The sequence below is a fragment of the Azonexus caeni genome (assembly GCF_048146105.1).
Classification (GTDB): Bacteria; Pseudomonadota; Gammaproteobacteria; order Burkholderiales; family Rhodocyclaceae; genus Azonexus; species Azonexus aromaticus_B.
In genome coordinates, this window is record NZ_JBKJAD010000011.1 from 45,784 (window position 1) to 68,775 (window position 22,992).

Below are 22,992 nucleotides of genomic sequence, written 5' to 3' on the forward strand. Positions count from 1 at the left end.
GTCAGCCCGTTCAGGCGGCGGCCTTGGCCGGCAGCGGGGTGACGACCGGCGCCGCGCCCTTGCTGATCAGTCCCAGCGGCTTGCCGAGCGGCAGCAGGGTGCGGCCGAAGAAGTTGTTCAGGAAGACGGCACCGGCAGCGTAGAAGCCAAGCAGCGAAATGCCCAGTTCCGACCAGGCGGCAAGCGCCCCGAACAGTTCCTTGTTCACGCCGAGGATGGACAGCGCCAGCGACGGCAGCAGCACGTTGATCAGCACCAGGATGACGGCGAAAACCTTGTTGGCTTCGAAGGCGGCGACCATGATGAAGAGCGAGAAGATGAAATAGCCGATGCAGGCGAAAGCGAGTTGCTTCGGGTCGGCATTGGCGCCAACCTCGCCCAGCCAGCCGAGGCTGATTGCCCAGTGCATGGCGACGGCGATCCAGAACAGGCCGTAGGCGCCGAGGACGATGGCGCCGAAATAGTTGTTCTTCTTGAAGTCGACCATCGACGCCCAGATCTGAGCCAGCGAGCCGAGGAACAGCGCCCATGGAATCAGGTAGGCGACGCCGGTCGTCCAGCCCATCTTGGCCGACGCGGCGACGAAGGTGACCATCGACAAACCGAAAACACCCAGCGCCGTGGGGTCGGACATGACGATTTTGGTTTCAGTGACTTGCTGTTGCATACGCGCTCCCTCGAATTGATTTGTGATTTTTTTGCTGCACTGCGTCAAACGATCGTTTGGACGATCCGGGCGATTTTCGACGGGGGCATGCGAGCGCCATCTGATTTAGGTCAACAAAACAAAATAAATATTTAAAATCATTGTGTTATGAATAATTCAATGCATTATGGTTGAGTGGATTTGGCGCCGCTTGGGCGCAAAAAAAGCCCGGCGTTGCCGGGCTTGCTCGGGGGTGCCGGTGACTCAGGCGGCGTTGAGCGCCTGATCCAGATCGGCGATCAGGTCATCGACGTGCTCGATGCCGACCGACAGGCGGATCATGTCTTCCGACACGCCGGCCTTGGCCAGTTCTTCCGGCGACAGCTGGCGGTGCGTGGTCGATGCCGGGTGGCAGGCGAGCGTCTTGCAGTCGCCGATGTTGACCAGGCGGGTGACCAGTTGCAGGGCATCCTGGAACTTGCCGCCGCCTTCGCGGCCACCCTTGACGCCGAAGTTGAGGATGCCGGAAGCGCGGCCGCCCATGTACTTCTGGACCAGCGCGTGGTCCTTGTGGTCGGGCAGGCCGGCGTAGTTGACCCAGCTGACCTTCGGATGCGTCTTGAGGAATTCGGCAATCTTCAGCGAATTGTCGCAGATGCGGTCCATGCGCAGCGCCAGCGTCTCGATACCCTGCAGGATCAGGAAGGCGTTGAACGGGCTGATCGCGGCGCCCATGTTGCGCAGCGGCACGACGCGGGCGCGGCCGATATAGGCGGCGGCGCCGAGCGCTTCGGTGTAGACGACGCCGTGGTAGGACACGTCCGGCTCGTTGAGGCGCTTGAACTTCGCCTTGTGCTCGGCCCACGGGAACTTGCCGCTATCGACGATGATGCCGCCGATCGAATTGCCATGGCCGCCCAGGTACTTGGTCAGCGCATGGACGACGATGTCGGCGCCGTGCTCGAACGGGCGGCACAGGTAGGGGGAGGGCACGGTGTTGTCGACGATGACCGGCACGCCGTGCTTGTGGGCGACTTCGGCGAGCTTCTCGAAATCGGTGACGTTGCCGAGCGGGTTGCCGACCGATTCGCAGAAAACGGCCTTGGTCTTCGCGTCGATCAGCTTCTCGAAGGCGTCCGGGTCGCGGTAGTCGGCGAAGCGCACTTCGATGCCGTACTGCGGCAGGGTGTGCGCGAACAGGTTGTAGGTGCCGCCGTACAGCGTGGACGAGGTGACGATGTTGTCGCCGGCTTCGGCAATCGTCTGGATTGACGCGGTGATCGCCGCCATGCCGGAGGCCATGGCCAGCGCGGCAACACCGCCTTCCATCGCAGCGACGCGCTTTTCCAGCACGTCCTGGGTCGGATTCATGATCCGCGTGTAGATGTTGCCGGCGACCTTGAGGTCGAACAGGTCGGCGCCGTGCTGGGTGCTGTCGAAGGCGTAGGAGGTGGTCTGGTAGATCGGCACGGCGACTGCCTTGGTCGTCGGGTCCGGGCTGTAGCCGCCATGAACGGCGAGGGTTTCGATCTTCATCCGCGTGTCTCTCTTTTGTGTTTGGAAAAAATGTGAAGTTTACAGGAGCCCGGCTAGCTTAACCGGGCGTGATGCGGGCTGCCAATAACATCGGCAGCTAAGCTTATGCCGGTTTCACGTGCGGTCGTCGAAGCCGTCGTCTTCCTGCATCCGGCCGGCCGGTTTGAGCAGGAAGCGGCCGGGATCGACGGCGTCCACCAGGTCGTTCTCCAGCGGTAGCGGCTCGCCTTCCAGGCGCGACAGCAGCAGGTCGGCCATCAGCGCCGACCAGACGATGCCGCGCGCGCCGAAACCCTGCACGCACCACAGGCCAGGGTGTCGAGGCAGGGCCGGCAGGCGGGGCTGGCCCTTGAGCGCGGCGAGGTCGGGCAGCGGGCCGACGATGGGCAGGCGGTCGGGCGACATCGGCCGCACGCCGCAGCGGCCGTCGAGCGTCGCCGGGTCGATGGCGGTGGCGAAGCCGGGCAGACTGCGTTGCAGGCGGGCCAGGTTTTCGGCGTGGTCGGCCGGGCGCAAGGTCAGGTCGGCTTCGCTCGGCTGCAGCGTGGCGCCGGTCAGGCAGATGCCGTCGATGGCCGGCATCAGGTAGCCATGGCGGCAGACGACGTGCGGCAGCGGGGTGATGCTGGCGGCCGGCAGGTGGCTGACCTGGCCGCGCGCGCCTTTCTGCGGCTGGCCGGCGAACTGCGCGAAATGCGTGGCGCCGGCACCGGCGGCCAGGATCACCACCGGCGCGCGGGCAATCTCGCTGCCGTCGGCGGCGAGCAGGCGCCAGCCGTCGTCCGTTCTTTCCAGGCGGTCGACGGCGACGCCGTAGCGCGTGGCGATGCGTTGCGGAAAAGCCGCCAGCGCGGCGCGGCAGACCGAGGCCGGATTGACCCAGCCGCCCTGCGGGAACCACCAGCCGCCGGTTTCCACCGATCGGCCGAGGCGTTCGGCAACGGCGTCGGCGGCGGCGAACTGGAGCAGTTCGGGCGGCAATTGCAGGCGCTCGACGACGCGGCGCTGGGTCGCTTCATGCGCCGCGTCGCGGCCGAGATGCAGCACGCCGCACGGCGACCAGCGGGCGTCCGGCAGCGTCTGCAGGAGGGCGCGGGTGGCCAGGTAGCCGGCGCGAGTCAGGCGCGACAGGCGGTTCTCGTCAGCGCTGGGCAGCGGCCGCAGCACCCCGGCGATGTTGTTGGAGGCGCCGGTGGCCGGCGTCGCCGCGCTTTCGATCACCTCGACCTGCCAGCCGGCGCCGGCCAGTGCGCTGGCCGTGGCGCAGCCGGCGATGCCGGCACCGATGACGATGGCGCGCCGTTCGGCTGGCGGGCGGTGGCGGTCGGGCCGGCGCGAGCGGAAACGGCCGTGCAGCATCTGTCGCTTGCCGGCGAAGCCGGGGCGTTTTTCCAGGTCGAACTCGGCGGCTTCCAGCGCCGCCCGGACGTGGCCGGCAACCGACCAGGTGGCCAGCGTGGCGCCCGGCGCCGCAAGGCGCGACAGCGCGCGGCACAGTTCCGGCGTCCACAGTTCGGGGTTCTTCGCCGGCGAGAAACCATCGAGAAAAAACGCGTCGACCGAGGCGTCGAGCTGGCGCAACTGCGTCGTCGCGTCGCCGAAGAACAAGGTCAGGATGACCTGCCGGTCGTCGAGGAAAAGGCGATGCACGCCCGGCGTCAGCAGCGGCCAGCGGGCCTGCAGTTGCGCCGCCAGTTCGGCGAACTCCGGCCAGGCGCGCTGGGCGACGGCGAGGTCGGCGGCGGAGAAGGGATGTTTCTCGAAGGAAACGAAGTGCAGCCGCCGGCAGCGCTGCGGGTCGGCGCGCCAGGCCTGCCAGGTGGCGAGGAAGTTCAGCCCGAGGCCGAAGCCGGTTTCGAGAATGACGCAGCGGTCGCGTCCCTGCCAGCGCTGCGGCAGTTCGTTGCCGCCGAGAAAGACGTGGCGCGCCTGCGCCGGGCCGCCGTGGGCGGAGTGATAGACATCGCCGTAGGCGCTCGACCAGGGGGTACCGTCGTCGGCGAATTCGAGCCGGGCGGGGCGCAGCGCTTCCACTAGTGGAGGAGGCCGGGCTTCTTGTCGCCAGCCGGCATGGCCGGCGTTTCCCCGGGTACCGCCGGCGCGTAGTCGAGGGCGAGATCCCAGGCGGCTTGATCGGCCGCCGCACGCAGCATGGCGCACAGCGCCTGCATCAGTTCGGCGTTGAGATTCAAGTTGAAGGCACGTTCGCGAGCTTCGCGGAAAGTCAGGCGAGCCAGGCCTTCACCCGCCTCGGCCAGCGTCGCCTCGCTGGCCAGCAGCGGCGTCGAACCGAGCGGATAGAGCGGGTTGTCGTCCTTGAACGGCTGCTCGAAACTCGCCTGCGCCGCCTTCGCCGGCGCCTCGGACGCTTGCCGCGGCCGGGCGGCCAGGTGGCCGGCGAGCATTGCCGTCAGGTGCGGCCACAACTCGCGCAGATAGCGCCGGGTGATCCAGACCCGGTATTCCTCGTTCGCCTGCGTCGCTACGCGCAGGATCAGGCGATCCTGGACGGCGTCGCGGGCAACCTGGAGCTGGCGGATCTGCATCAGTTGGCCTGGTGCCGCTTCGGCGCAAACCATGAGCGAGCGCAGCCAGAACAAGGCGCAACGGCACGCCGCATAGCAGCGCTATGCAAGTGCCGTTGCAACGCCGTTATGGCAAGCGCAGCCATGGTTTATTCGGGGCGCATTTGGGGGAAGAGGATGACATCGCGGATCGCCGGGCTGTCGGTGAGCAGCATGATCAGCCGGTCGATGCCGATGCCGCAACCACCGGTCGGCGGCAGACCGTATTCCAGCGCGCGGATGTAGTCGGCGTCGTAGTACATCGCTTCCTCGTCGCCGGCATCCTTGGCCTTGGCCTGTTCCTGGAAGCGGGCGGCCTGGTCTTCCGGGTCGTTCAACTCGGAGAATCCGTTGGCGATCTCGCGGCCGACGATGAACAGCTCGAAGCGTTCGGTGATTTCCGGGTTGCTGTCGGAGGCGCGGGCCAGCGGGCTGACTTCGACCGGGTAGTCGATGATGAAGGTCGGCTCCCAGCACTGCGCTTCGGCGCAGGCTTCGAACAGTTGCAACTGCAGGCTGCCGAGGCCGCCCGGCTTGACCTTCTCGCCGAAGGCGACGATCTTGGCCTTGAGGAATTCGGCGTCGGCCAGTTGTTCGTCGGAGAACGACGGCTGTTCGCGCTGGATCGCCTGGGTGATGGTCAGGCGATGGAAAGGCTTGGACAGGTCGAGTTCGCGCCCCTGGTAGATGAAGACTTCCTTGCCCAGCGCTTCGCGCGCCGCGTGGCGGATCAGGCCTTCGGTGAAGTCCATCAGCGTGTGGTAGTTCGCGTACGCCTCGTAGAACTCCATCATCGTGAATTCGGGGTTGTGGCGGGGCGAAAGGCCTTCATTGCGGAAGTTGCGGTTGACCTCAAACACCTTCTCGAAGCCGCCGACGACCAGGCGCTTCAGGTACAACTCCGGCGCGATGCGCAGGAACTGCTGCATGTCGAGCGCGTTGTGGTGGGTGACGAAGGGCTTGGCCGCGGCGCCGCCGGGGATCGGGTGCATCATCGGCGTCTCGACTTCCATGAAGCCGTGGCCGCACATGTAGTTGCGGATCGACTGGACGATGGCCGAACGGGCGCGGAAGGTGAAGCGCGTTTCCTCGTTCATGATCAGGTCGACGTAGCGCTGGCGGTACTTCATCTCGGTGTCGGAGAGGCCGTGGAACTTGTCCGGCAGCGGGCGCAGCGACTTGGTCAGCAGGCGGATTTCAGTGGCGGCGATGGTCAGCTCGCCGGTCTTGGTCTTCATCAAGGTGCCGACGACGCCGAGGATGTCGCCGAGGTCCCAGCCCTTGAAGGCGGCGTAGCTTTCTTCGCCGACCCTGTCGCGGGCGACATAAACCTGGATGCGGCCGGAGACGTCCTGCAGCGTGGCGAACGAGGCCTTGCCCATGACCCGCTTCAACATCATGCGGCCGGCGACCTTGACCTCGACCGGCAGGCCTTCGAGTTCTTCCGCCGATTTCTCGCCGTAGCCGTCGTGCAGCTTCTGCGCCGTGTTCTCGCGCTGGAAGTCGTTCGGGAAGGCGACCCCACCCTGGCGCAGCTCGGCCAGCTTGGCGCGGCGCTCGGCGATGATGTGGTTCTCGTCTTGTTGCTGTTCGGCGTTGGACATCGGGGAATCCTTGGGGAAATCGGGGTTTGGCGCGGTGGCGCGCGAAAGCAGGGATTTTCGCCGATTCGGGGGGGAGGGACAAGGGAAAGGGGGCTGTTTTGTGCCGCTGACCGGCGGATGGGTTTGGTTATAGGGGTTGAGGGTTCCGCGCCTGATGGGCTGGTGGTTTTGGTTTTTAAAGTGCGGGGTTCCGCGGTTGACTGGCGGGGTGCTTTGGTTTCTGAGGCGCCGATTTCCGCGCCTGATGCGCGGGCGTACTTTCTTTTTTGTGGAAAAAAGAAAGTAGGGCGGTTTCAAAGGCGGGGTGTATCGCTGCCGCAGGCAAAAAGCCACCCCCAGCCCGTCGCCATCCGCCCAAGCCCCGACACCGACGGCCTCTTCGACATCTACTTAGCCCATCACCAACTGATGCGCATCGACCTGCGGCAAAACCCTTCGCCTGCCCCATAATCCGTCAACCATGTCCGCGCACAGGTGTCCACCATGTGTTCGGTCCATACAGCGAAACAAGAAGAAAGTACGCCCGCCGGTCAACGGCGGAACCCGGCGGTTAATCAACCAAACACGCCCGCGCGTCAGGCGCGGAACACGGCGGTTAGAGGAGAGCGCCGCCGGCCGGTCCGATAGTCGGAAAACAGAGCTCCACCAAGCAATGCAATAATCCCGCCCCATGGAAATCCTGATCGAAATTCTCCTCAAAGCCGGCCGCTCCGCCGTCGAGCTTTCACTGTTCATCCTGCTGCCGGTAATGGTCGTGATGCTGTCGCTGATGCGCCTGCTCGAAGCGCGTGGCGCGCTCGACTGGGTGGTGGCGAAACTGGCGCCGGTATTGAAACCCTTCGGCCTGACCGGGTTGGGCGTGTTCGCGGCGCTGCAGATCAATTTCGTCAGCTTTGCGGCGCCGATGGCGACCTTGACGATGATGGACCAGCGCGGCGCGTCGGATCGCCATGTCGCGGCGACGCTGGCGATGGTTTTCGCGATGTCGCAGGCCAACGCGGCGCTGCCGATGATGACGATGGGGCTCGACATCGGCCTGACCCTGCTGTGGTCGTTGATCGGTGGGCTGGCTGCGGCGGCGGCGACGTATTACCTGTTCGGGCGCGGGCTGTCGGCGAACGAGGGGCTGGTCGACGAGCATCTGGCGCACCCGGTCGCGGAAAGCGCCAAGGGCGTGCTCGACGTGATCAACCGGGCCGGTGCCGAGGCGTTCAAGCTGGCGGTCGGGGCGATCCCGATGCTGGTGCTGTCGCTGGTGGTGGTCACCGCGCTGCGTACTTTTGGCGCCATCGACCTGCTGACGACGCTGGTCGGGCCCTTGCTCGACCTGCTGGCGATCGACCGGGTGCTGGTCCTGCCGACGCTGACCAAATACCTGGCCGGCGGCACGGCGATGATGGGGGTGGTCGACGAAATGCGCCGCGCCGGTCAGATGAGTGCCGAGTTGCTCAACGCCAGCGCCGGTTTCCTGATTTCGCCCTTCGACCTGCCCGGCGTCGCCGTGCTGATCGCGGCCGGGCCGCGCGTTGCCAAGGTGTGGAAGCCGGCGGCGCTCGGCGCCTGCATCGGCATCGCGCTGCGTACCGTCGGCCACCTCGTCTTTGCCTGATCAGGCGGCGTAGAAGACGGCCAGCCAGACTGTGACCTGATCGGGTGCCGTCCAGTCGACGCGGTGCTGGCGGTGCGCGGCGATGTCCACGCAATCGCCGGCCCGCAGGTGGCGGGCGTTGGCTTCGTCGGCGAAGCGCAATTTGGCCTCGCCCTGCAGCACCACCACCCACTCGCCTTCGTCCTGGTCGTACCAGAAGCCTTCCGGGTTGGCCTGGCCGGTCGAGACGATGCGCTCGATGCGTAGTCCCGGGCGCTGCAGAATTGTCGCGAATTGCTCGTCGGCCAGCGCGGCCGACGGCAATTCGGCGAACAGGTTGGGCGTCACTTGCCCTGTGTCAGGCGGGAATTTCGGCATCGATTAGCTTGAGCAGCGCGCGTTCCAGATGGGCGAAATCGCCCGATTTCTGGCGTAGCAGGTCGATGTCCAGGTGCGCGGCAATTTTCTGCTGATGCACGGATTCCTTGTAGGCCATGCCCTTGGGCCTTTTCTCGCTCAACCATTCCTTGGCGCCTCGTATGCGCTCCGGCTGCTCAGGGAAAACAACCTGCTTGGGGATGTCGGTGAAGACTGAGCGGGTGGCGGCTTCGTCGTGCAGGAACAGGGTTTCGAATTCCTTGACCAGGAAGGCGAAGGCGATCGGCCAGGCGGGGTAGAGTCGAGCGGCGCGCCCGGCAAGGCTGGCAGCTTCCAGGGAGGGGCAATCATGGCCTTTGGCGTCGAAATCCATGATCCAGAGGATGGGCGCCCGTTCCTTGATTGCGGCCAGGAAGAAGTTGTCGAAGCTCTTGGCGACTGCCGGGTATTCACCGCGCCGCTGCGTTGGGCGGAGGATGACGTCGTAATGGCCATGCTGCTCAAGAATCTTGCGTACCAGTATCGGGGCGGCTTTTTCGTCCCCGTGGCCTTCGACGATGAGCAGCAGCGGGCGCATCAGGCGTCCTCCGGCTGTAGTCCTTCCGCCGCCATGATCTGCTCCAGGCTGAGCAGGTGTTCCTTGATCGCTTCCTGCTGGCTGGCGCGGATTTTCGCGATGCGCGTTTCGCCGTCCTGCATCGTGACGACGCGAATGTTTTCGGTCGGGAAGAGGTCGACCAGATGCGGGCTATGGCTGGTGATCAGTAGCTGGGTGCGTTCCGAACACTCGCGGAAGGCGTCGGCCAGCACGGCGAGCAGCGCCGGGTTGACGGTCTGTTCCGGCTCTTCGATGACCATCAGCGAGGGATGCGGCGTTTGGTAAAGCGCGAGCAGGATGCCGAGGATGCGCAGGGTACCGTCGGAAATTTGCGAGGGGTCAAACAGATGCGCCTCGCCGCTGGTTTCGCGCACCTTGAAGCGAGGCAGGATGAAACCGCCGACCGCCACCGGCGAAATGTCCTCCAGTTGCGGCATGACCACCTGCATCATCTCCCGCACTTGTTCCCAGGCCTGCTTGCCCCGGCTGGTCTGCTTCATCTTGCGCAGGATGGACGCCCAGTTGGCACCGTTTTCCTTGAGGATGGGGTCGGTGTCGGGCGGGGCAGGCTGGCGCAGGGTGTTGGGGTAAATGGAGGAAAAGCGGAAGTTGCGGATGAAGTCGTGGAGTGTGGTACTGCCAAAACTTGCAGTGGTTAATCCGTACTTCTTTATTAAGCCGGTACCTAGAGCCAGGGTGTCAGGAGAAACTGAATAATTACTGTCCAACGGGAGTTCTATTCCGGCATCTTTGAGCGTGATATGACCTTCGGCATTGCGTTCGGCGAGTATTGCTTTGAAATCACTCTCAAATAACTCCAAGGATTCGCCGTCAAAGACGTAGTCATTTGGGACAAACCACTCGCAGCGTTCACGTTCAACCCGAAAGTTGCCCTCGCGCAAGCTGCTTAGCGTCAGTTGATAACGGGTGAGATGCGCGGCCTTATCCTCCTCTGCAAAGCCAAAATCGAACGAAACCTGGTACGGCTTCCTCGGCGAATACTGCCGGATCAGCCCAATGCCGCCACGCGTGCTGACGGCATGGTCCAAACCCTGGACGACCGCGTCGCGCAGGAAACGCAAGGCGTCCGCCATGTTGCTCTTGCCGACCCCGTTGCAGCCCACCAGTACCGTGACCGGTTGAATATCGGTCAGCGCAATGTCTGACAGACTCTTGTAGTGGCTGATACGGAGGTCGACCAAGCGCATGGTTTTCTCCTGATGTGGTTAGACGCCCTGTTTCAGGCTGGCCTCGATGAAAGGGTCGAGGTCGCCGTCGAGTACGGCCTGTGTGTTGCCGGTCTCGTGGTTGGTGCGCAGATCCTTGATCCGGCTCTGGTCGAGCACGTAGGAGCGGATCTGGTGGCCCCAGCCGATGTCGGACTTGGCGTCTTCCAGCTTCTGCTGCTCGGCCTGCTGCTTGCGCAGTTCGAACTCGTAGAGGCGGGCGCGCAGCATTTGCCAGGCTTCGTCGCGGTTGCGGTGCTGCGAACGGTCGTTCTGGCACTGCACGACGATGCCGGTCGGGACGTGGGTCAGACGCACGGCGGAGTCGGTCTTGTTGATGTGTTGACCGCCGGCACCGGAAGCGCGGTAGGTGTCGGTACGCACGTCGGCCGGGTTGATGGCGATTTCGATCGAATCGTCGACTTCCGGGAATACGAAAACCGAGGTGAAGCTGGTGTGGCGGCGGGCGTTGGAGTCGAACGGCGACTTGCGCACCAGGCGGTGGATGCCGGTTTCGGTGCGCAGCGTGCCATAGGCGTAGTCGCCGCTGAACTTGACGGTGGCACTCTTGATGCCGGCGACGTCGCCTTCCGATTCTTCCATCACTTCAACGGTAAAGCCCTTCTTTTCGCCGAACTTCAGGTACATGCGCAGCAGCATCGCGGCCCAGTCCTGCGCTTCGGTGCCGCCGGCGCCGGCCTGGATTTCCAGGAAGCAGGGCATGGGGTCGGACGGGTTGTTGAACATGCGGCGGAATTCGAGCGCGGCAAGCTTCTTTTCCAGTTCGGCGTTGTCGGCTTCGACGGCGAGCAGGGTGTCGTCGTCGTCGTCTTCCTTGCCCATCGCGAACAGTTCGCGGCCGTCATTGACGCCGTTGTCCACGGCTTCGAGGACGAGGACGATGTCTTCCAGCGATTTCTTTTCCTTGCCCAGTTCCTGGGCGCGTTTCGGATCGTCCCAGATCTTGGGATCTTCCATCTCCTGGTTGAGGAGGGTCAGGCGCTCGCGCTTGTGATCGTAGTCAAAGATACCTCCGCAACTCGGCGGCGCGCTGCGCCAGATCGTCGAGTTTGTTGGCGATACTGTTGAGTTGTTCTGCTTCCATGTCGGTTCAATTCATTCAAATGCAAAACGCGGATTATACATTGAGCAGCTAGTGCGCCTGGCGCCACCCGGCGGGGAATGGATGCACCATATCGGGGCGCGAGTTTGTGGTTTTTCCGTTGAACTGTCACAGAATTGCCTGAATTTGTGCTTCTGGTTGCTGGCAAGTCTCTTGCTTAATAGCGTTTCGGATTAACCGAGATTTACGATTGTGAACGACCAGGCATCTTCCCCCGGCTTTCTTCCCGTACTGCGCAAACGCCGCGAATCGGCCTGGAACAGGATCGACAGCGAGCGCGTCTTGCAGGTGCTGGTCCACAACCTCGAAGGCATGGTCTTCCGCTGCGCCATCGACGAGCATTGGACGATGCATTTCGTCAGCGACGGCAGCCGCGAGTTGACCGGCTACTGCCCGGATGAACTCGAGTACAACAAGGTGGTGTCGTACGAGGCGATCACCCATCCGGAGGATCGTCTGCCGGTGCGTCAGCGCATCGTCGAAGCGATGAACGGCGTCGCCCGTTACCGGGTGCAATACCGGATCGTGCACCGCGATGGTTCGGAGAAATGGGTACTCGAACGCGGCGCCATCGTGCTCGACGAAGAGGGGCGCCGGGTGCTCGAAGGCTTCGTCGAAGACATCACCGACCAGGTTCTCAGCCAGCGCCAGTTGAGCGATGCCGAGCAGCGTTACCGCAGCATCTTCGAGGATTCCGTGGTCGGCATGTTCCAGACCTCGATCGACGGCCGCTACATCGCCGCCAACCGCGCGCTGGCGCAGCTTTATGGTTACGCCGGGGCGGCCGAACTGATCGCCGGTCTGTCCGACATCGCAGGCGATCTCTATGTCGAATCAGGGCGTCGCGACGAGTTCGAGACGCTGATGCGCGAGCACGGCCGCGTCAGCGATTTCGAATCCGAGGTCTATCGGCGCGACGGCAGCCGCATCTGGATTTCCGAGCACGCCCACGTCGTCCGCAGCCCCGGCGGCGAGCCGCTGTATTACGAGGGTACGGTCGAGGACATCACCGCCCAGTACCACTATCGCCAGCAACTGGAGTACCAGGCGACGCATGATCCGCTGACCGGCCTGCCCAACCGCAACCTGTTGCAGGACCGCCTGCAGCAGGTGGTGCGTCTGGCCAGCCGGCGTGGCACCAAGGGCAGCCTGGCCTTTGTCGATGTCGATAACTTCAAGCTGGTCAACGACAGTCTCGGCCATGGCGCCGGCGACAAGCTGCTGGTCGAAGTCGCTCGTCGCCTCAAATCCTGCTTGCGCGATTCGGATACCGTCGCTCGCTACGGCGGCGACGAGTTCGTCCTCATCCTCGGCGACTACGACGGCCTTGCCGAGACCCTGCACATCCTGCACCGCATCCAGGACGCCATCGCCGAGCCGATCACCCTGGACGGCCAGGAGGTCCGCGTCAATTGCAGCATCGGCGTCAGCATCTTCCCCGACGACGGCGTCGACCTCGATGTCCTGCTGCGCCACGCCGACGCCGCGATGCACCATGCCAAGAAGCTGGGCAAGGGGCAGTTCCAGTTCTACACCGAAACCCTCAACGTTGAGGCCCGCGAACGCCTGGCGCTGGATTCGGCCTTGCGCCGGGCGATCGAGGAGGAGGCGCTGAGCGTGGTTTATCAGCCGAAGGTCAATGCCCGCGGTCGCGCCTGCGGCTTCGAGGCATTGGTGCGCTGGGAGAGCGCCGAATTCGGCAGCGTTTCGCCGGTACGTTTCATTCCGCTGGCCGAGGAAAATGGCCTGATCGGCCAGCTCACCTGGTTCGTCCTGCGCCAGGCCTGCCATCAGGCCGCCGCCTGGCGTGCCGCCGGCCACCCCGACTTGCGCATCGCCGTCAATATTTCGCCCAGCCTGTTCCGCGAAAAGGATCTTGCCGCGCTGGTCGGCGCCGTCCTTGAGGAAGCCGGGCTGCCGGCCGCCAACCTCGAGCTGGAGATTACCGAGGGCATGCTGATGGGCGACGTTCAGCGCAGCCTGGCGGTGCTTGGCGAACTGAAGGCGATGGGCGTCGATATCGCGGTGGATGACTTCGGTACCGGCTATTCCTCGCTCGCTTACCTGAAGCGTTTCCCGATCGACATTCTCAAGGTGGACCGCTCCTTCGTCCTCGAATGCGACAGCGGCAACGGCGGTCTTGCCATCACCCGCGCCATCGTCTCGCTGGCGCACAGCCTCAACCTGCGCGTCGTCGCCGAAGGGGTCGAGCAACAGACCCAGCTCGCCGTGCTCAATGCGCTCGGTTGCGAGGAATTCCAGGGCTACTATTTCGCGCGGCCGATGCCGGCCGGGCAGGTTGCCGCTTATCTGGCAGGGCGCTGAAAAAAATACCGGAATCCCGCGACGAAGTGCGAGATTCCGGCAAAGGCCGGCGTAGCGGAGCACCGGCCGGGGGTTCAGCCCTTACTCAGGCTGAGGATGCTCGATTTACGGTATTCCTCGTTGGGGAAGACGCGACCGCTCAGCATGGTCTCGAAAATATGATCGAAGACGACACCGGGCTGTCCCTTCTTGAGCCCGGAGCGGAAGTAGGAATGGCCCTTGGGCGGGTCGTAGAGCGTATTCACGTCGTCGCAGTCGATGGCATACACATTCTTCGGCGTCCGCTCCAGGTCTTCCGGGCCGGAGTGGCCGAGCCGGCGCGAAGCTTCTCCATTCTTGACGTTGCTCACCTTGCTGGCGCGTAGCGCCAGATCGTCGGAAGCGTAATACACCACCACGTTGCGCGAGGCGTGGCTGATCAGTTCGCCTGGCTGGCCCTTGTGCAGCGATTCGTTGACGATGTCGGCGGCGGCCATGAAGGTGTTGCGAAAAAGTAGCGGCAGGCCCTGCGGCTGGTCGTAGCGACGCCAGTTTTCCAGCGTCTGGCGCAGTACCCGGTTGCCCATCGAATGGGCGAGCAGGTTGATGCGTTTCAGGCAGGGATCGTCTTCCGGATTGAACTCCTCGGAGTTCCGCCATTCCATGAACTTCTGCATTACCCGGGCAAAGGTGAAGGCGCTCTGATCGGCCGCCTTCTGGTCGTCCCAGTAATCCTTGATGATGCCGAGGTCGGCGTCGCACGGCCAGACCAGCGGCAGAACCAGGACTTCCCCCGCTTTTTTCTTGTCGCACAACTTCTGCAATTCCTCGGTTGCCGCGAAGACGTCCTCGGGCAGGTTGGCGAAGCCGTGGATATACACCAGTACCTGCCTTACCTTCGCCGCCTTCAGCGTCTTGAGCAGGTTCATGCTGCCGATTTCCTCGTACTTGCCCTTCTTGTGCCGGACGCAGCAGAAGAAGCTGCGGCTCGACGAGTTGTTCTTGAGGTCGAAGACGAAATTCTTGTTCAGCTCGGGTTCCGTGTTGACCGTCGGCATGCGGCTGGTGATGAACAGCATGAGGCTCCTCCTGTGGGTGTCGACGTGGCGCCTCAGCGGGCGATTGCTGTCAAGCTTAGTAGTTCAATGGAATATGTCAATCGGTTTGTCTGCTGTCAGTGCAGGCAAAAATGCTGCCTTCCTGGCGCGGCCCGGGGTGGCTCAGAAGCGCCGGATCAGCAACTGTCGCCCGTCGAGTTCGCTGTCGCGGATCGCCTCGAAACCATGGTCCCTGAAGCGCCGGGGTTTGGCGGCTGAAACAAGGAGGCGGCCGGATTTGAAATTGCCGGTCACCCAGTCCACCCGCGCCCTGATCATCGCCCGTCCCAGTCCTCGGCCGCGCTTTTCGGGCGCTACCGCCGACAGGTAGAGGATGTGGGTTCGGCTGGCCCAGTCGGCGGCCTTGACGCCGCCGAAGGCGAGCACTTGTCCGTCCGCTTCGGCGACGAAGAACTTGCGGTAGAACACCGGGTCTGCCGTCTGCAGTTCCAGTCGCAGGCGTTCGGCTCCGTAACGCAGCGGATCGCCGAAGGCATCGACGAGCAGCGCGATGCTGGCGTCGAGTTGCGCTGGACAGTCGGTATCCAGGGGCGTGATGCGGATTCCGGCGAGGTCGCCGGCGACCAGGTCAGGACTCGGCAAGTTGTCGCAGGCGCCAGTTGTGTTCCGCAGCGCGCCGGGCAGTTTCGCGGTTGAGCGCCGTCTGTTGCCGACCGAAGGCGTCGCGTTCGCCGTGGTCGCGGCGGGCGGCTTCGATGCTGCGCAGGCAACGCCAGCGGTAGCCGTGACGGGTCCGGAACAGGCGCATCTCGTTCTTGGCATGATGCACACGGCAGCAGTAGCAGAACAGCATTTCTGTCATCACAACCTCGCGGGAAAGGTCTCGTTGCCAGAACAGCTTGCCGGTGGCGTGTTACGGCAGGATGAAGGCGGCGCGCGTGGGCGCCGCCAGCTGCCGACAGGGTGCCTCAACGGGCGGCGGCGCCGTCCTTGATCGCCGCCAGCTTGACGTACAACGTGCTGCGGGCGATGCCCAGGGCGCGCGCGGCGCGCGAGAGGTTGCCGTTGGCGCGGCTGATGGCGAGCTGGATCGCCTCCTGCTCGAGGTCCTCCAGCCGTCCGGGCAAGGCGGGCAGGGCGGCGGCGGGCGGTGCGGCCAGCATGTCGGCGGCGATGTGCGGCGGCAGCAGGCTGTCGTCGATGGCCTCACCCTCGCTCAGGGCGAACATCGCTTCGAAGACGTTCTGCAGTTCGCGGATGTTGCCCGGCCAGCGGTAGCGCAACAGGGCTTCGCGGGCGCCCGGCGAAAGCTGTTTCGGCGGGCAACCGTACTTGCCGGCCAGGCGTTCGTTGAGATGGGCGATCACCGCCTCGATGTCGCCCGGGCGCTCGCGCAGGGCGGGCAGTTTCAGGCTGACCACGCACAGGCGGTGGAAGAGGTCCTCGCGGAAGCGCCCGGCCTCGACTTCGGCCAGCAGGTCCCGGTTGGTGGCGGCGACGATGCGTACCGCAACCTTGCGTTCGCGGGTGTCGCCGAGGCGGACGACGATGCCGTCCTGCAGCACGCGCAGCAGGTGCGGTTGCATGTCGAGCGGCATTTCGCCGATTTCGTCGAGGAACAGGGTGCCGCCGTCGGCCTGCTCGAACTTGCCGGGCAGGCCGCCCTTGCGCGCGCCGGTGAAGGCGCCCTCGCTGTAGCCGAACAGCTCGCTGGCCAGCAGTTCGCGGGTCAGGGCGCCGCAATTGACGGCGACGAAGGGCCCGCCCGGACGGCTGCCCGAGCGATGCACGGCGCGGGCGAACAATTCCTTGCCGGCGCCGGTTTCGCCGAGCAGCAGCACCGGCAGGTCGAGCGGGGCGATGCGCCGGGCGCGGCTCTTGGCCATGCGCAGGCTCTCGCTGCTGCCGATGATTTCGGCGAAGGGATCGGTTTCCTCCGGTGCAGCCGCCGGTTTTACGCTGCTCGGTGCCGGCGGCCGGCGCGCGGCGCCGAGCGGGATCACCAGCAGGGTGCCGAGTTCGCCGTCTTCGTCGCGGATCAGGCGCTGCCATTCCGGGCGCAGCCACTCCGGGCGCTGCTGGCGGCGGTCGAGTTCGGGCTGCGCCAGGTTCAGCCCCGGTACCTGGCCACCGATCTCGAAAGGCAGGCGGACGCCGTGCTGTTCGCGGGCGCTCTGGACGCTGCCGGTCGTTTTGACCACCCGGCCGCGATGATCGAAGAGGACGACGCAGTCGCTCGCGTAGCGGGAAAAGTCGTCGATCGCCCGGGCCAGCAGGCGGCCGTGCAGCAGGCCGTCGTGGCGCGCCAGTTCGCCTTCGATCTGCTTGGCGGCGGCCATCACCAGGGCCAGGGTATGGCCGTGGAAACTTTCCTTGACGCCGGAGACGTCGACCACGCCGAGCAGGGTGCGCGCCAGCGGGTCGAGGATGGGCGCTGCGGCGCAGGTCCAGCGCTTGACGTCCATGCAGAAATGCTCGCTGGCGTAGATCTGCACCGGGGCGGCGGTGGCGATCGCGGTGCCGATGGCGTTGGTGCCGATCACCGCTTCGCTCCAGCAACCGCCGGTCGCCAGGTTGATGTCCTCGCCGGCGCTACGGGCTCGGGTTTCGCCGTTGAGGTCGATGATGGTGCCGCTCTGGTCGCACAGCATGATCAGGGTGCCGCATTCGCGCAGGATGTCGCGCAAGCCGTCGAGTACCGGGCGTGCCGCCGCGCACAGGTCGCGGTTCTGCCATTGCAACTGGCGCAGGCGTTCGCTGGCGGCGCCCGGCGCGCTGCGCAGCGCCGGGTCGACGGCTTCCGAGCGGCAGCGCTGCCAGGAATCGAGAACCACGTCGCGCACGCCGCCGCCGGACCACGGCCGATCTTGCAGGAAACGTTCCCAGGCGGTGGCGACGACGTTCTCGTCGCCAATCCGGGGAACCAGTGAGCCGCATTGGGAAAAAGGCATGGGGCGTCGATCTCGTTGGCTGTTGGTTTTTTGATTAGGTGAAGCGATAAACCATTGCGTAACCCTAGTCGGCTTGTCGGGATATGTCAATAAATTCCTTATGGATCAATGGCTTGTGCGGCGCAGCACGGGGCCGGAAAAGTGTCCGGATTCCGGACAGCGGCGTCCGTTCGTCGTGAAAACGGACAGTGGCGGACAGTCGGCGCGGGGGGCTGGGCGGCATCCAGTCGGTGCTTTCAAGCCACTGATTCGCAAACGGATTTTCGCCTGGCGGATGGCCGTGTGCAGGGCCTGGCCCGGCCCTTGCCATAAGGGAAGCGTGGGGAAGCCCCCCATGCACACACCAAATACAGGAGGCAACATGCAACAACAATCCACCGTCCAGGTGATGGGAATCGATGCCGGCGGCACGATGACTGACACCTTCTTTGTCCGTGCCGACGGCCGTTTCGTCGTCGGTAAGGCGCAAAGCAATCCGGGCGACGAGTCGCTCGCCATCTTCAACTCGTCGCAGGACGCGCTGGCGCACTGGAACCGCAGCGTCGACGACGTCTACCCGGAACTGGCGACCTGCGTCTATTCCGGCACCGCGATGTTGAACCGCATCCTGATGCGCAAGGGGCTCGACGTCGGCCTGATCTGCAACAAGGGTTTCGAGCAGATTCACTCGATGGGCCGCGCCCTGCAGAGCTACCTCGGCTACGCGCTGGAAGATCGCATCCACCTCAACACCCACCGCTACGACGAGCCGCTGGTGCCGGTTTCGCGCACCCGCGGCGTCACCGAGCGCACCGACGTGCAGGGCAAGGTAGTCATTCCGCTGCGCGAGGACGAAGTGCGCCAGGCCGTCCGCGAACTGGTCGAGGCCGGCTCGCAAGCGATCGTCATCTGCCTGCTCCAGTCGCACAAGAACGAAAGCAGCGAGCAGCGTGCCCGCGACGTGGCGAGGGACGAACTGCAGAAGCTCAAGGTCGACATCCCGGTCTTCGCCTCGGTGGATTACTACCCGTCGCGCAAGGAAAGCCACCGGATGAACACCACCATCCTCGAAGCCTACGGCGCCGAACCGTCGCGCCAGACGCTGAAGAAGGTCAGCGACCGCTTCAAGAAGCACGGTGCCAAGTTCGACCTGCGGGTGATGGCCACGCACGGCGGCACGATCAGCTGGAAGGCCAAGGAACTGGCGCGCACCATCGTCTCCGGGCCGATTGGCGGCGTCATCGGCTCCAAGCTCTTGGGCGAGGCGCTCGGCGACGAGAACATCGCCTGTTCCGACATCGGCGGCACCAGCTTCGACGTGGCGCTGATCACCAAGGGCAACTTCGCGATCAAGTCCGACCCCGACATGGCCCGCCTGGTGCTGTCGCTGCCGCTGGTCGCCATGGATTCGGTCGGCGCCGGTGCCGGCAGCTTCGTTCGCCTCGATCCGTACAGCAAGTCGATCAAGCTCGGCCCGGATTCCGCCGGTTATCGCGTCGGTACCTGCTGGCCGGAAAGCGGGCTGGACACGGTTTCCGTCTCCGACTGCCACGTCGTGCTCGGCTACCTGAACCCGGAAAACTTCCTGGGCGGCGCGATCAAGCTCGACGTGCAGCGCGCCCGCGACCACATCAAGGCGCAGATCGCCGACCCACTCGGCCTGTCGGTCGAAGACGCGGCGGCCGGCGTCATCGAACTGCTCGACCTGACCCTGTCCGAATACCTGCGCGCCAACATCAGCGCCAAGGGCTACAACCCGGCCGAGTTCACCTGCTTCTCCTACGGCGGCGCCGGCCCGGTGCATACCTACGGCTACACCGAGGGCGTCGGCTTCAAGGACGTCGTGGTCCCCGCCTGGGCCGCCGGCTTCTCGGCTTTCGGCTGCGCCTGCGCCGACTTCGAGTACCGCTACGACAAGTCGGTCGACCTCGGCGTCGCCCAGCTCGCCGCCCCCGAAACCAAGGCGGCCGCCTGCCGGACGCTGCAGGAAGCCTGGGGCGAACTGGCGGTCAAGGTCATCGACGAGTTCGTGTTGAACGGCTACAAGCCCGCGGACGTCATCCTGATCCCCGGCTACAAGATGCAGTACATGGGCCAGTTGAACGACCTGGAAATCGTCTCGCCGGTGACCAGCGCCGCCACCGCCGCCGACTGGGACCAGATCGTCGATGCCTTCGAGACCACCTACGGCCGGGTTTACGCCAACAGCGCGCGCTCGCCGGAACTCGGCTTCTCGATCACCGGCGCCATCCTGCGCGGCATGGTCGTCACGCAAAAACCGGTGCTGCCGGAAGACCCGGACGCCGGCCCGACGCCGCCCAAGGAAGCCTACCTCGGCACGCGCCCCTTCTACCGCCACAAGCGCTGGGTCGACGCCGCGCTGTGGAAGATGGAAAGCCTGAAGGCCGGCAACCACATCGTCGGCCCCGCGATCATCGAATCCGACGCCACCACCTTCGTCGTGCCGGACGGTTTCGAGACCACGGTGGACAAGCATCGGCTGTTCCACCTCAAGGAAGTGAAATAAGGAGACCCACCATGAACATGATGAGCAAAAAGGAAATCGGTTTCGCCGACCTGCTGCAGAACGGCCAGACCCTCAAGCAGTACCGCGACGGCATCATCGCGCGGACCAAGGCCAGTGGCTGCTACAACGGCCTGGAAAAGCTGGAATTCCGCGACAGCGACCCGATCGGCTATGAAAAGCTGTTCTCCAAGCTGCGCGGCGGGCTGGTGCATGCCCGCGAAACCGCCAAGAAGATCGCTGCCAGCCCCATCGTCGAGCAGGAAGGCGAACTCTGCTTCACGCTCTACAACGCGGCCGGCGACTGCGTGCTGACCTCGACCGGGATCATCATCCACGTCGGCACCATGGGCGCAGCGATCAAGTACATGATCGAGAACAACTGGGAAGCCAACCCCGGCATCAACCCGGGCGACATGTTCACGACCAACGACTGCGCCATCGGCAACGTTCACCCCTGCGACATCGCCACCATCGTGCCGATCTTCTGGGACGGCAAGCTGATCGGCTGGGTCGGCGGCGTCACCCACGTCATCGACACCGGCTCGGTGACGCCGGGTTCGATGTCCACCGGCCAGACCCAGCGCTTCGGCGACGGCTACATGATCACCTGCCGCAAGACCGGCATCAACGACGAGCCGCTGCGCGACTGGCTGCACGAATCGCAACGCTCGGTACGCACGCCGAAGTACTGGATTCTCGACGAGAAGACCCGCATCGCCGGCTGCCACATGATCCGCGAACTGGTCGAGGAAGTGATCCGCGCCGACGGCATCGAGGCCTACGAGAAGTTCGCCTTCGAAGTCATCGAGGAAGGCCGCCGCGGCCTGATGAGCCGGATCAAGGCGATGACCCTGCCCGGCAAGTACCGCAAGGTCTCGTTCGTCGATGTGCCGTACAAGCACGACGACGTACAGGTCTCCAACGCCTTCGCCAAGCTCGACTCGATCATGCACTCGCCGTGCGAGATGACGATCAAGCCAGACGGCAAGTGGCGCCTCGACTTCGAGGGCGCCAGCCGCTGGGGCTGGCATACCTTCAACGCCCACCAGGTCGCCTTCACCTCCGGCATCTGGGTGATGATGTGCCAGACCCTGGTCCCGACCCAGCGCATCAACGACGGCGCCTACTACGCCACCGAGTTCCGCCTGCCCAAGGGCACCTGGTGCAACCCGGACGACCGCCGCACCGGCCACGCCTATGCCTGGCACTTCCTGGTCTCCGGCTGGGCGGCGCTGTGGCGCGGTTTGAGCCAGTCCTACTTCAGCCGGGGTTACCTGGAAGAGGTCAATGCCGGCAACGCCAACACCTCGAACTGGCTGCAGGGCGGCGGCATCAACCAGGACGGCGAAATCCACGCGGTGAACAGCTTCGAGGCTTCGAGCTGCGGGACCGGCGCCTGCGCCGTCAAGGACGGCCTGAACCACGCCGCCGCCATCTGGAACCCGGAAGGCGACATGGGCGACATCGAGATCTGGGAAATGGCCGAGCCGCTTCTCTACCTCGGCCGCAACGTCAAGGCCAACTCCGGCGGCTACGGCAAGTATCGCGGCGGCTGCGGCTTCGAGACGCTGCGCATGGTGTGGAACGCCCAGGACTGGACGATGTTCTTCATGGGCAACGGCTTCATGAACAGCGACTGGGGCATGATGGGCGGTTACCCGTCGGCCACCGGCTACCGTTTCGAAGCGCACAAGACCGGGCTGGAAAACCGCATCGCCATCGGCGATTCGCTGCCGCTGGGCGCCGACCTCGACCCGTCCAACCCGGACTACGAGCGCCACCTCGACGCCACCGCCACGGTCAAGCGCGACAAGCAGTGCATCACCACCGAGGACTGCTACGCCAACCACGACCTCTACCTCAACTACCTGCGCGGCGGCCCCGGCTTCGGCGATCCGATCGACCGCGAGCCGAAGGCGATCGAGGCCGATCTCAACCAGAAGTTCCTGCTCCCGGAATACGCCCAGAAGGTCTATGGCGCGGTGTTCAGCGAAGACAACGGCGTGTTCACCGTCGATGTCGCCAAGACCGCCGAACGCCGTACCCAGATCCGCAAGGAACGCCTGGCCCGCGCGCTGCCGACCCGCGAATGGATGAAGGCGGAACGCGAGCGCATCCTCAACAAGCACGCCTCGACCCAGGTCAAGCACATGTTCGCCACCAGCTTCGCGCTGTCCGAGAAGTTCACCAAGCAGTTCAAGGACTTCTGGCATCTGCCGGCCGACTGGCAACTGCTCGAGGACGAGCTGGACGTGCCTACCTACGGTTCCAAGCACCGCATGGACCTGTCGCTGCTGCCGGACGTCACTACCGTCGTCCAGGTCGAAGAGTAATCACCGTATCAAGGAGTCAGAAATGTCTACATACACCAACGAACAGGTCGCCCACCTCGTCGAGGGCACGCTGGACTGGGAAACCACCTTCCGCATGCTGTCGATGCCCAAGGACCACGGTCGCTTCGAGCAATACCTGGCGGCGCTGCAGGCCAAGGTCGATTTCCCGGACCGCATCATCCTGCCGCTCGGCCCGCATCTCTACATCGTGCAGCAGGTCCAGACCAAGAAGTGGGTGACCCAGTGCGACTGCGGCCACGTCTTCGGCGACTACCGCGAAAACTGGAAGCTCAACGCCCTGGTCTACGTGCGCCGCACCGAAGAGGCGATGACCGAGGTCTATCCCAAGCTGATGGCCCCGGACACCGAGTGGCAGGTGTACCGCGAGTACTACTGCCCGCAATGCGGCGCCATGCACGACGTCGAGGCCCCGACCCCGTGGTACCCGGTGATCCATGACTTCGAGCCGGATATCGAAGCCTTCTACAAGGAATGGATGCACCTGCCGGTGCCGGAACGCGCCGACTAAGCGGCGCTGCCCCGGGGGCGGGTGATGGCCGCCCCCGGGGCTTTTTCG

General features: G+C 64.6%; 18 protein-coding genes. 5 read left to right on the forward strand and 13 right to left on the reverse strand.

Annotated elements, in window-relative coordinates:
- Positions 1–10: 10 nt before the first annotated feature.
- The 5 genes from ACLIIZ_RS11950 to lysS all read right to left on the reverse strand — a co-directional run bounded on the left by ACLIIZ_RS11950 (position 11) and on the right by lysS (position 6,350).
- Positions 11–634: an acetate uptake transporter gene (locus tag ACLIIZ_RS11950; RefSeq protein ID WP_416692362.1), complete on the reverse strand. Its 624-nt coding sequence runs from the start codon at positions 632–634 to the stop codon at positions 11–13.
- 276 nt (positions 635–910) lie between these two features.
- Positions 911–2,182 (reverse strand): O-acetylhomoserine aminocarboxypropyltransferase/cysteine synthase family protein, encoded by a 1,272-nt coding sequence (locus tag ACLIIZ_RS11955; protein ID WP_416692363.1) that lies wholly within the window; start codon positions 2,180–2,182, stop codon positions 911–913.
- A 114-nt stretch (positions 2,183–2,296) separates the two neighbouring features.
- A complete protein-coding gene (gene mnmC / locus ACLIIZ_RS11960) occupies positions 2,297–4,216 on the reverse strand; it encodes a bifunctional tRNA (5-methylaminomethyl-2-thiouridine)(34)-methyltransferase MnmC2/FAD-dependent 5-carboxymethylaminomethyl-2-thiouridine(34) oxidoreductase MnmC1 (protein ID WP_416692364.1) in 1,920 nt (639 codons plus the stop codon).
- The gene (locus ACLIIZ_RS11965; RefSeq protein WP_416692365.1) at positions 4,216–4,728 is read right to left on the reverse strand and encodes a hypothetical protein; all 513 of its coding nucleotides are present in this window, start codon (positions 4,726–4,728) and stop codon (positions 4,216–4,218) included. Before ACLIIZ_RS11965 ends, mnmC begins: the two co-directional genes overlap by 1 nt.
- 128 nt (positions 4,729–4,856) lie before the next feature.
- The gene (gene lysS, locus ACLIIZ_RS11970; protein WP_416692366.1) at positions 4,857–6,350 is read right to left on the reverse strand and encodes a lysine--tRNA ligase; all 1,494 of its coding nucleotides are present in this window, start codon (positions 6,348–6,350) and stop codon (positions 4,857–4,859) included.
- Between the two features lie 670 nt (positions 6,351–7,020).
- Between lysS and ACLIIZ_RS11975 the strand changes: the two genes are divergently transcribed.
- Positions 7,021–7,959, forward strand: coding sequence for a nucleoside recognition domain-containing protein (locus ACLIIZ_RS11975; protein WP_416692367.1), 939 nt, complete (start codon positions 7,021–7,023; stop codon positions 7,957–7,959).
- On the opposite strand, the gene ACLIIZ_RS11980 is transcribed toward ACLIIZ_RS11975, so the two are convergent.
- The 4 genes from ACLIIZ_RS11980 to prfB form a co-directional block, all read right to left on the reverse strand.
- Positions 7,960–8,286, reverse strand: coding sequence for a cupin domain-containing protein (locus ACLIIZ_RS11980; protein WP_416692368.1), 327 nt, complete (start codon positions 8,284–8,286; stop codon positions 7,960–7,962).
- Between the two features lie 10 nt (positions 8,287–8,296).
- Positions 8,297–8,893: a DUF4276 family protein gene (locus ACLIIZ_RS11985; RefSeq protein WP_416692369.1), complete on the reverse strand. Its 597-nt coding sequence runs from the start codon at positions 8,891–8,893 to the stop codon at positions 8,297–8,299.
- The gene (locus ACLIIZ_RS11990) at positions 8,893–10,122 is read right to left on the reverse strand and encodes an AAA family ATPase (protein ID WP_416692370.1); all 1,230 of its coding nucleotides are present in this window, start codon (positions 10,120–10,122) and stop codon (positions 8,893–8,895) included. Before ACLIIZ_RS11990 ends, ACLIIZ_RS11985 begins: the two co-directional genes overlap by 1 nt.
- An 18-nt stretch (positions 10,123–10,140) precedes the next feature.
- Positions 10,141–11,245 (reverse strand): peptide chain release factor 2 gene (prfB, locus tag ACLIIZ_RS11995; RefSeq protein WP_416692371.1). Its coding sequence is split into 2 segments (ribosomal slippage): positions 10,141–11,163 and positions 11,165–11,245, totalling 1,104 coding nucleotides; the frame shifts between segments, so codons are not numbered across the junction.
- 210 nt (positions 11,246–11,455) lie between these two features.
- On the opposite strand from prfB, the gene ACLIIZ_RS12000 reads away from it, so the two are divergent.
- Positions 11,456–13,588: a sensor domain-containing protein gene (locus tag ACLIIZ_RS12000; protein ID WP_416692372.1), complete on the forward strand. Its 2,133-nt coding sequence runs from the start codon at positions 11,456–11,458 to the stop codon at positions 13,586–13,588.
- A 74-nt stretch (positions 13,589–13,662) separates the two neighbouring features.
- On the opposite strand, the gene ACLIIZ_RS12005 is transcribed toward ACLIIZ_RS12000, so the two are convergent.
- The 4 genes from ACLIIZ_RS12005 to ACLIIZ_RS12020 all read right to left on the reverse strand — a co-directional run bounded on the left by ACLIIZ_RS12005 (position 13,663) and on the right by ACLIIZ_RS12020 (position 17,576).
- Positions 13,663–14,646, reverse strand: a complete 984-nt coding sequence (locus tag ACLIIZ_RS12005) for an alpha/beta hydrolase (protein ID WP_416692373.1) — start codon at positions 14,644–14,646, stop codon at positions 13,663–13,665.
- Positions 14,647–14,787: 141 nt separating this feature from the next.
- Complete coding sequence (locus ACLIIZ_RS12010) at positions 14,788–15,267, reverse strand: GNAT family N-acetyltransferase (RefSeq protein WP_416692375.1); 480 nt, start codon at positions 15,265–15,267, stop codon at positions 14,788–14,790.
- Entirely contained in the window at positions 15,254–15,487 is a 234-nt protein-coding gene (locus ACLIIZ_RS12015; RefSeq protein WP_416692376.1) for a hypothetical protein, read from the reverse strand. The genes ACLIIZ_RS12010 and ACLIIZ_RS12015 overlap by 14 nt, the downstream gene beginning before the upstream one ends.
- 106 nt (positions 15,488–15,593) lie before the next feature.
- Complete coding sequence (locus tag ACLIIZ_RS12020; protein WP_416692378.1) at positions 15,594–17,576, reverse strand: sigma-54-dependent Fis family transcriptional regulator; 1,983 nt, start codon at positions 17,574–17,576, stop codon at positions 15,594–15,596.
- A gap of 361 nt (positions 17,577–17,937) precedes the next feature.
- Between ACLIIZ_RS12020 and ACLIIZ_RS12025 the strand changes: the two genes are divergently transcribed.
- From ACLIIZ_RS12025 to ACLIIZ_RS12035, 3 genes are read left to right on the forward strand one after another with little or no spacing between them, the layout of a single operon-like run.
- The gene (locus ACLIIZ_RS12025) at positions 17,938–20,082 is read left to right on the forward strand and encodes a hydantoinase/oxoprolinase family protein (RefSeq protein WP_416692379.1); all 2,145 of its coding nucleotides are present in this window, start codon (positions 17,938–17,940) and stop codon (positions 20,080–20,082) included.
- Positions 20,083–20,093: 11 nt separating this feature from the next.
- Entirely contained in the window at positions 20,094–22,415 is a 2,322-nt protein-coding gene (locus tag ACLIIZ_RS12030) for a hydantoinase B/oxoprolinase family protein (RefSeq protein ID WP_416692380.1), read from the forward strand.
- Between the two features lie 22 nt (positions 22,416–22,437).
- Positions 22,438–22,944 (forward strand): acetone carboxylase subunit gamma, encoded by a 507-nt coding sequence (locus tag ACLIIZ_RS12035; protein ID WP_416692381.1) that lies wholly within the window; start codon positions 22,438–22,440, stop codon positions 22,942–22,944.
- Positions 22,945–22,992: the final 48 nt, after the last annotated feature.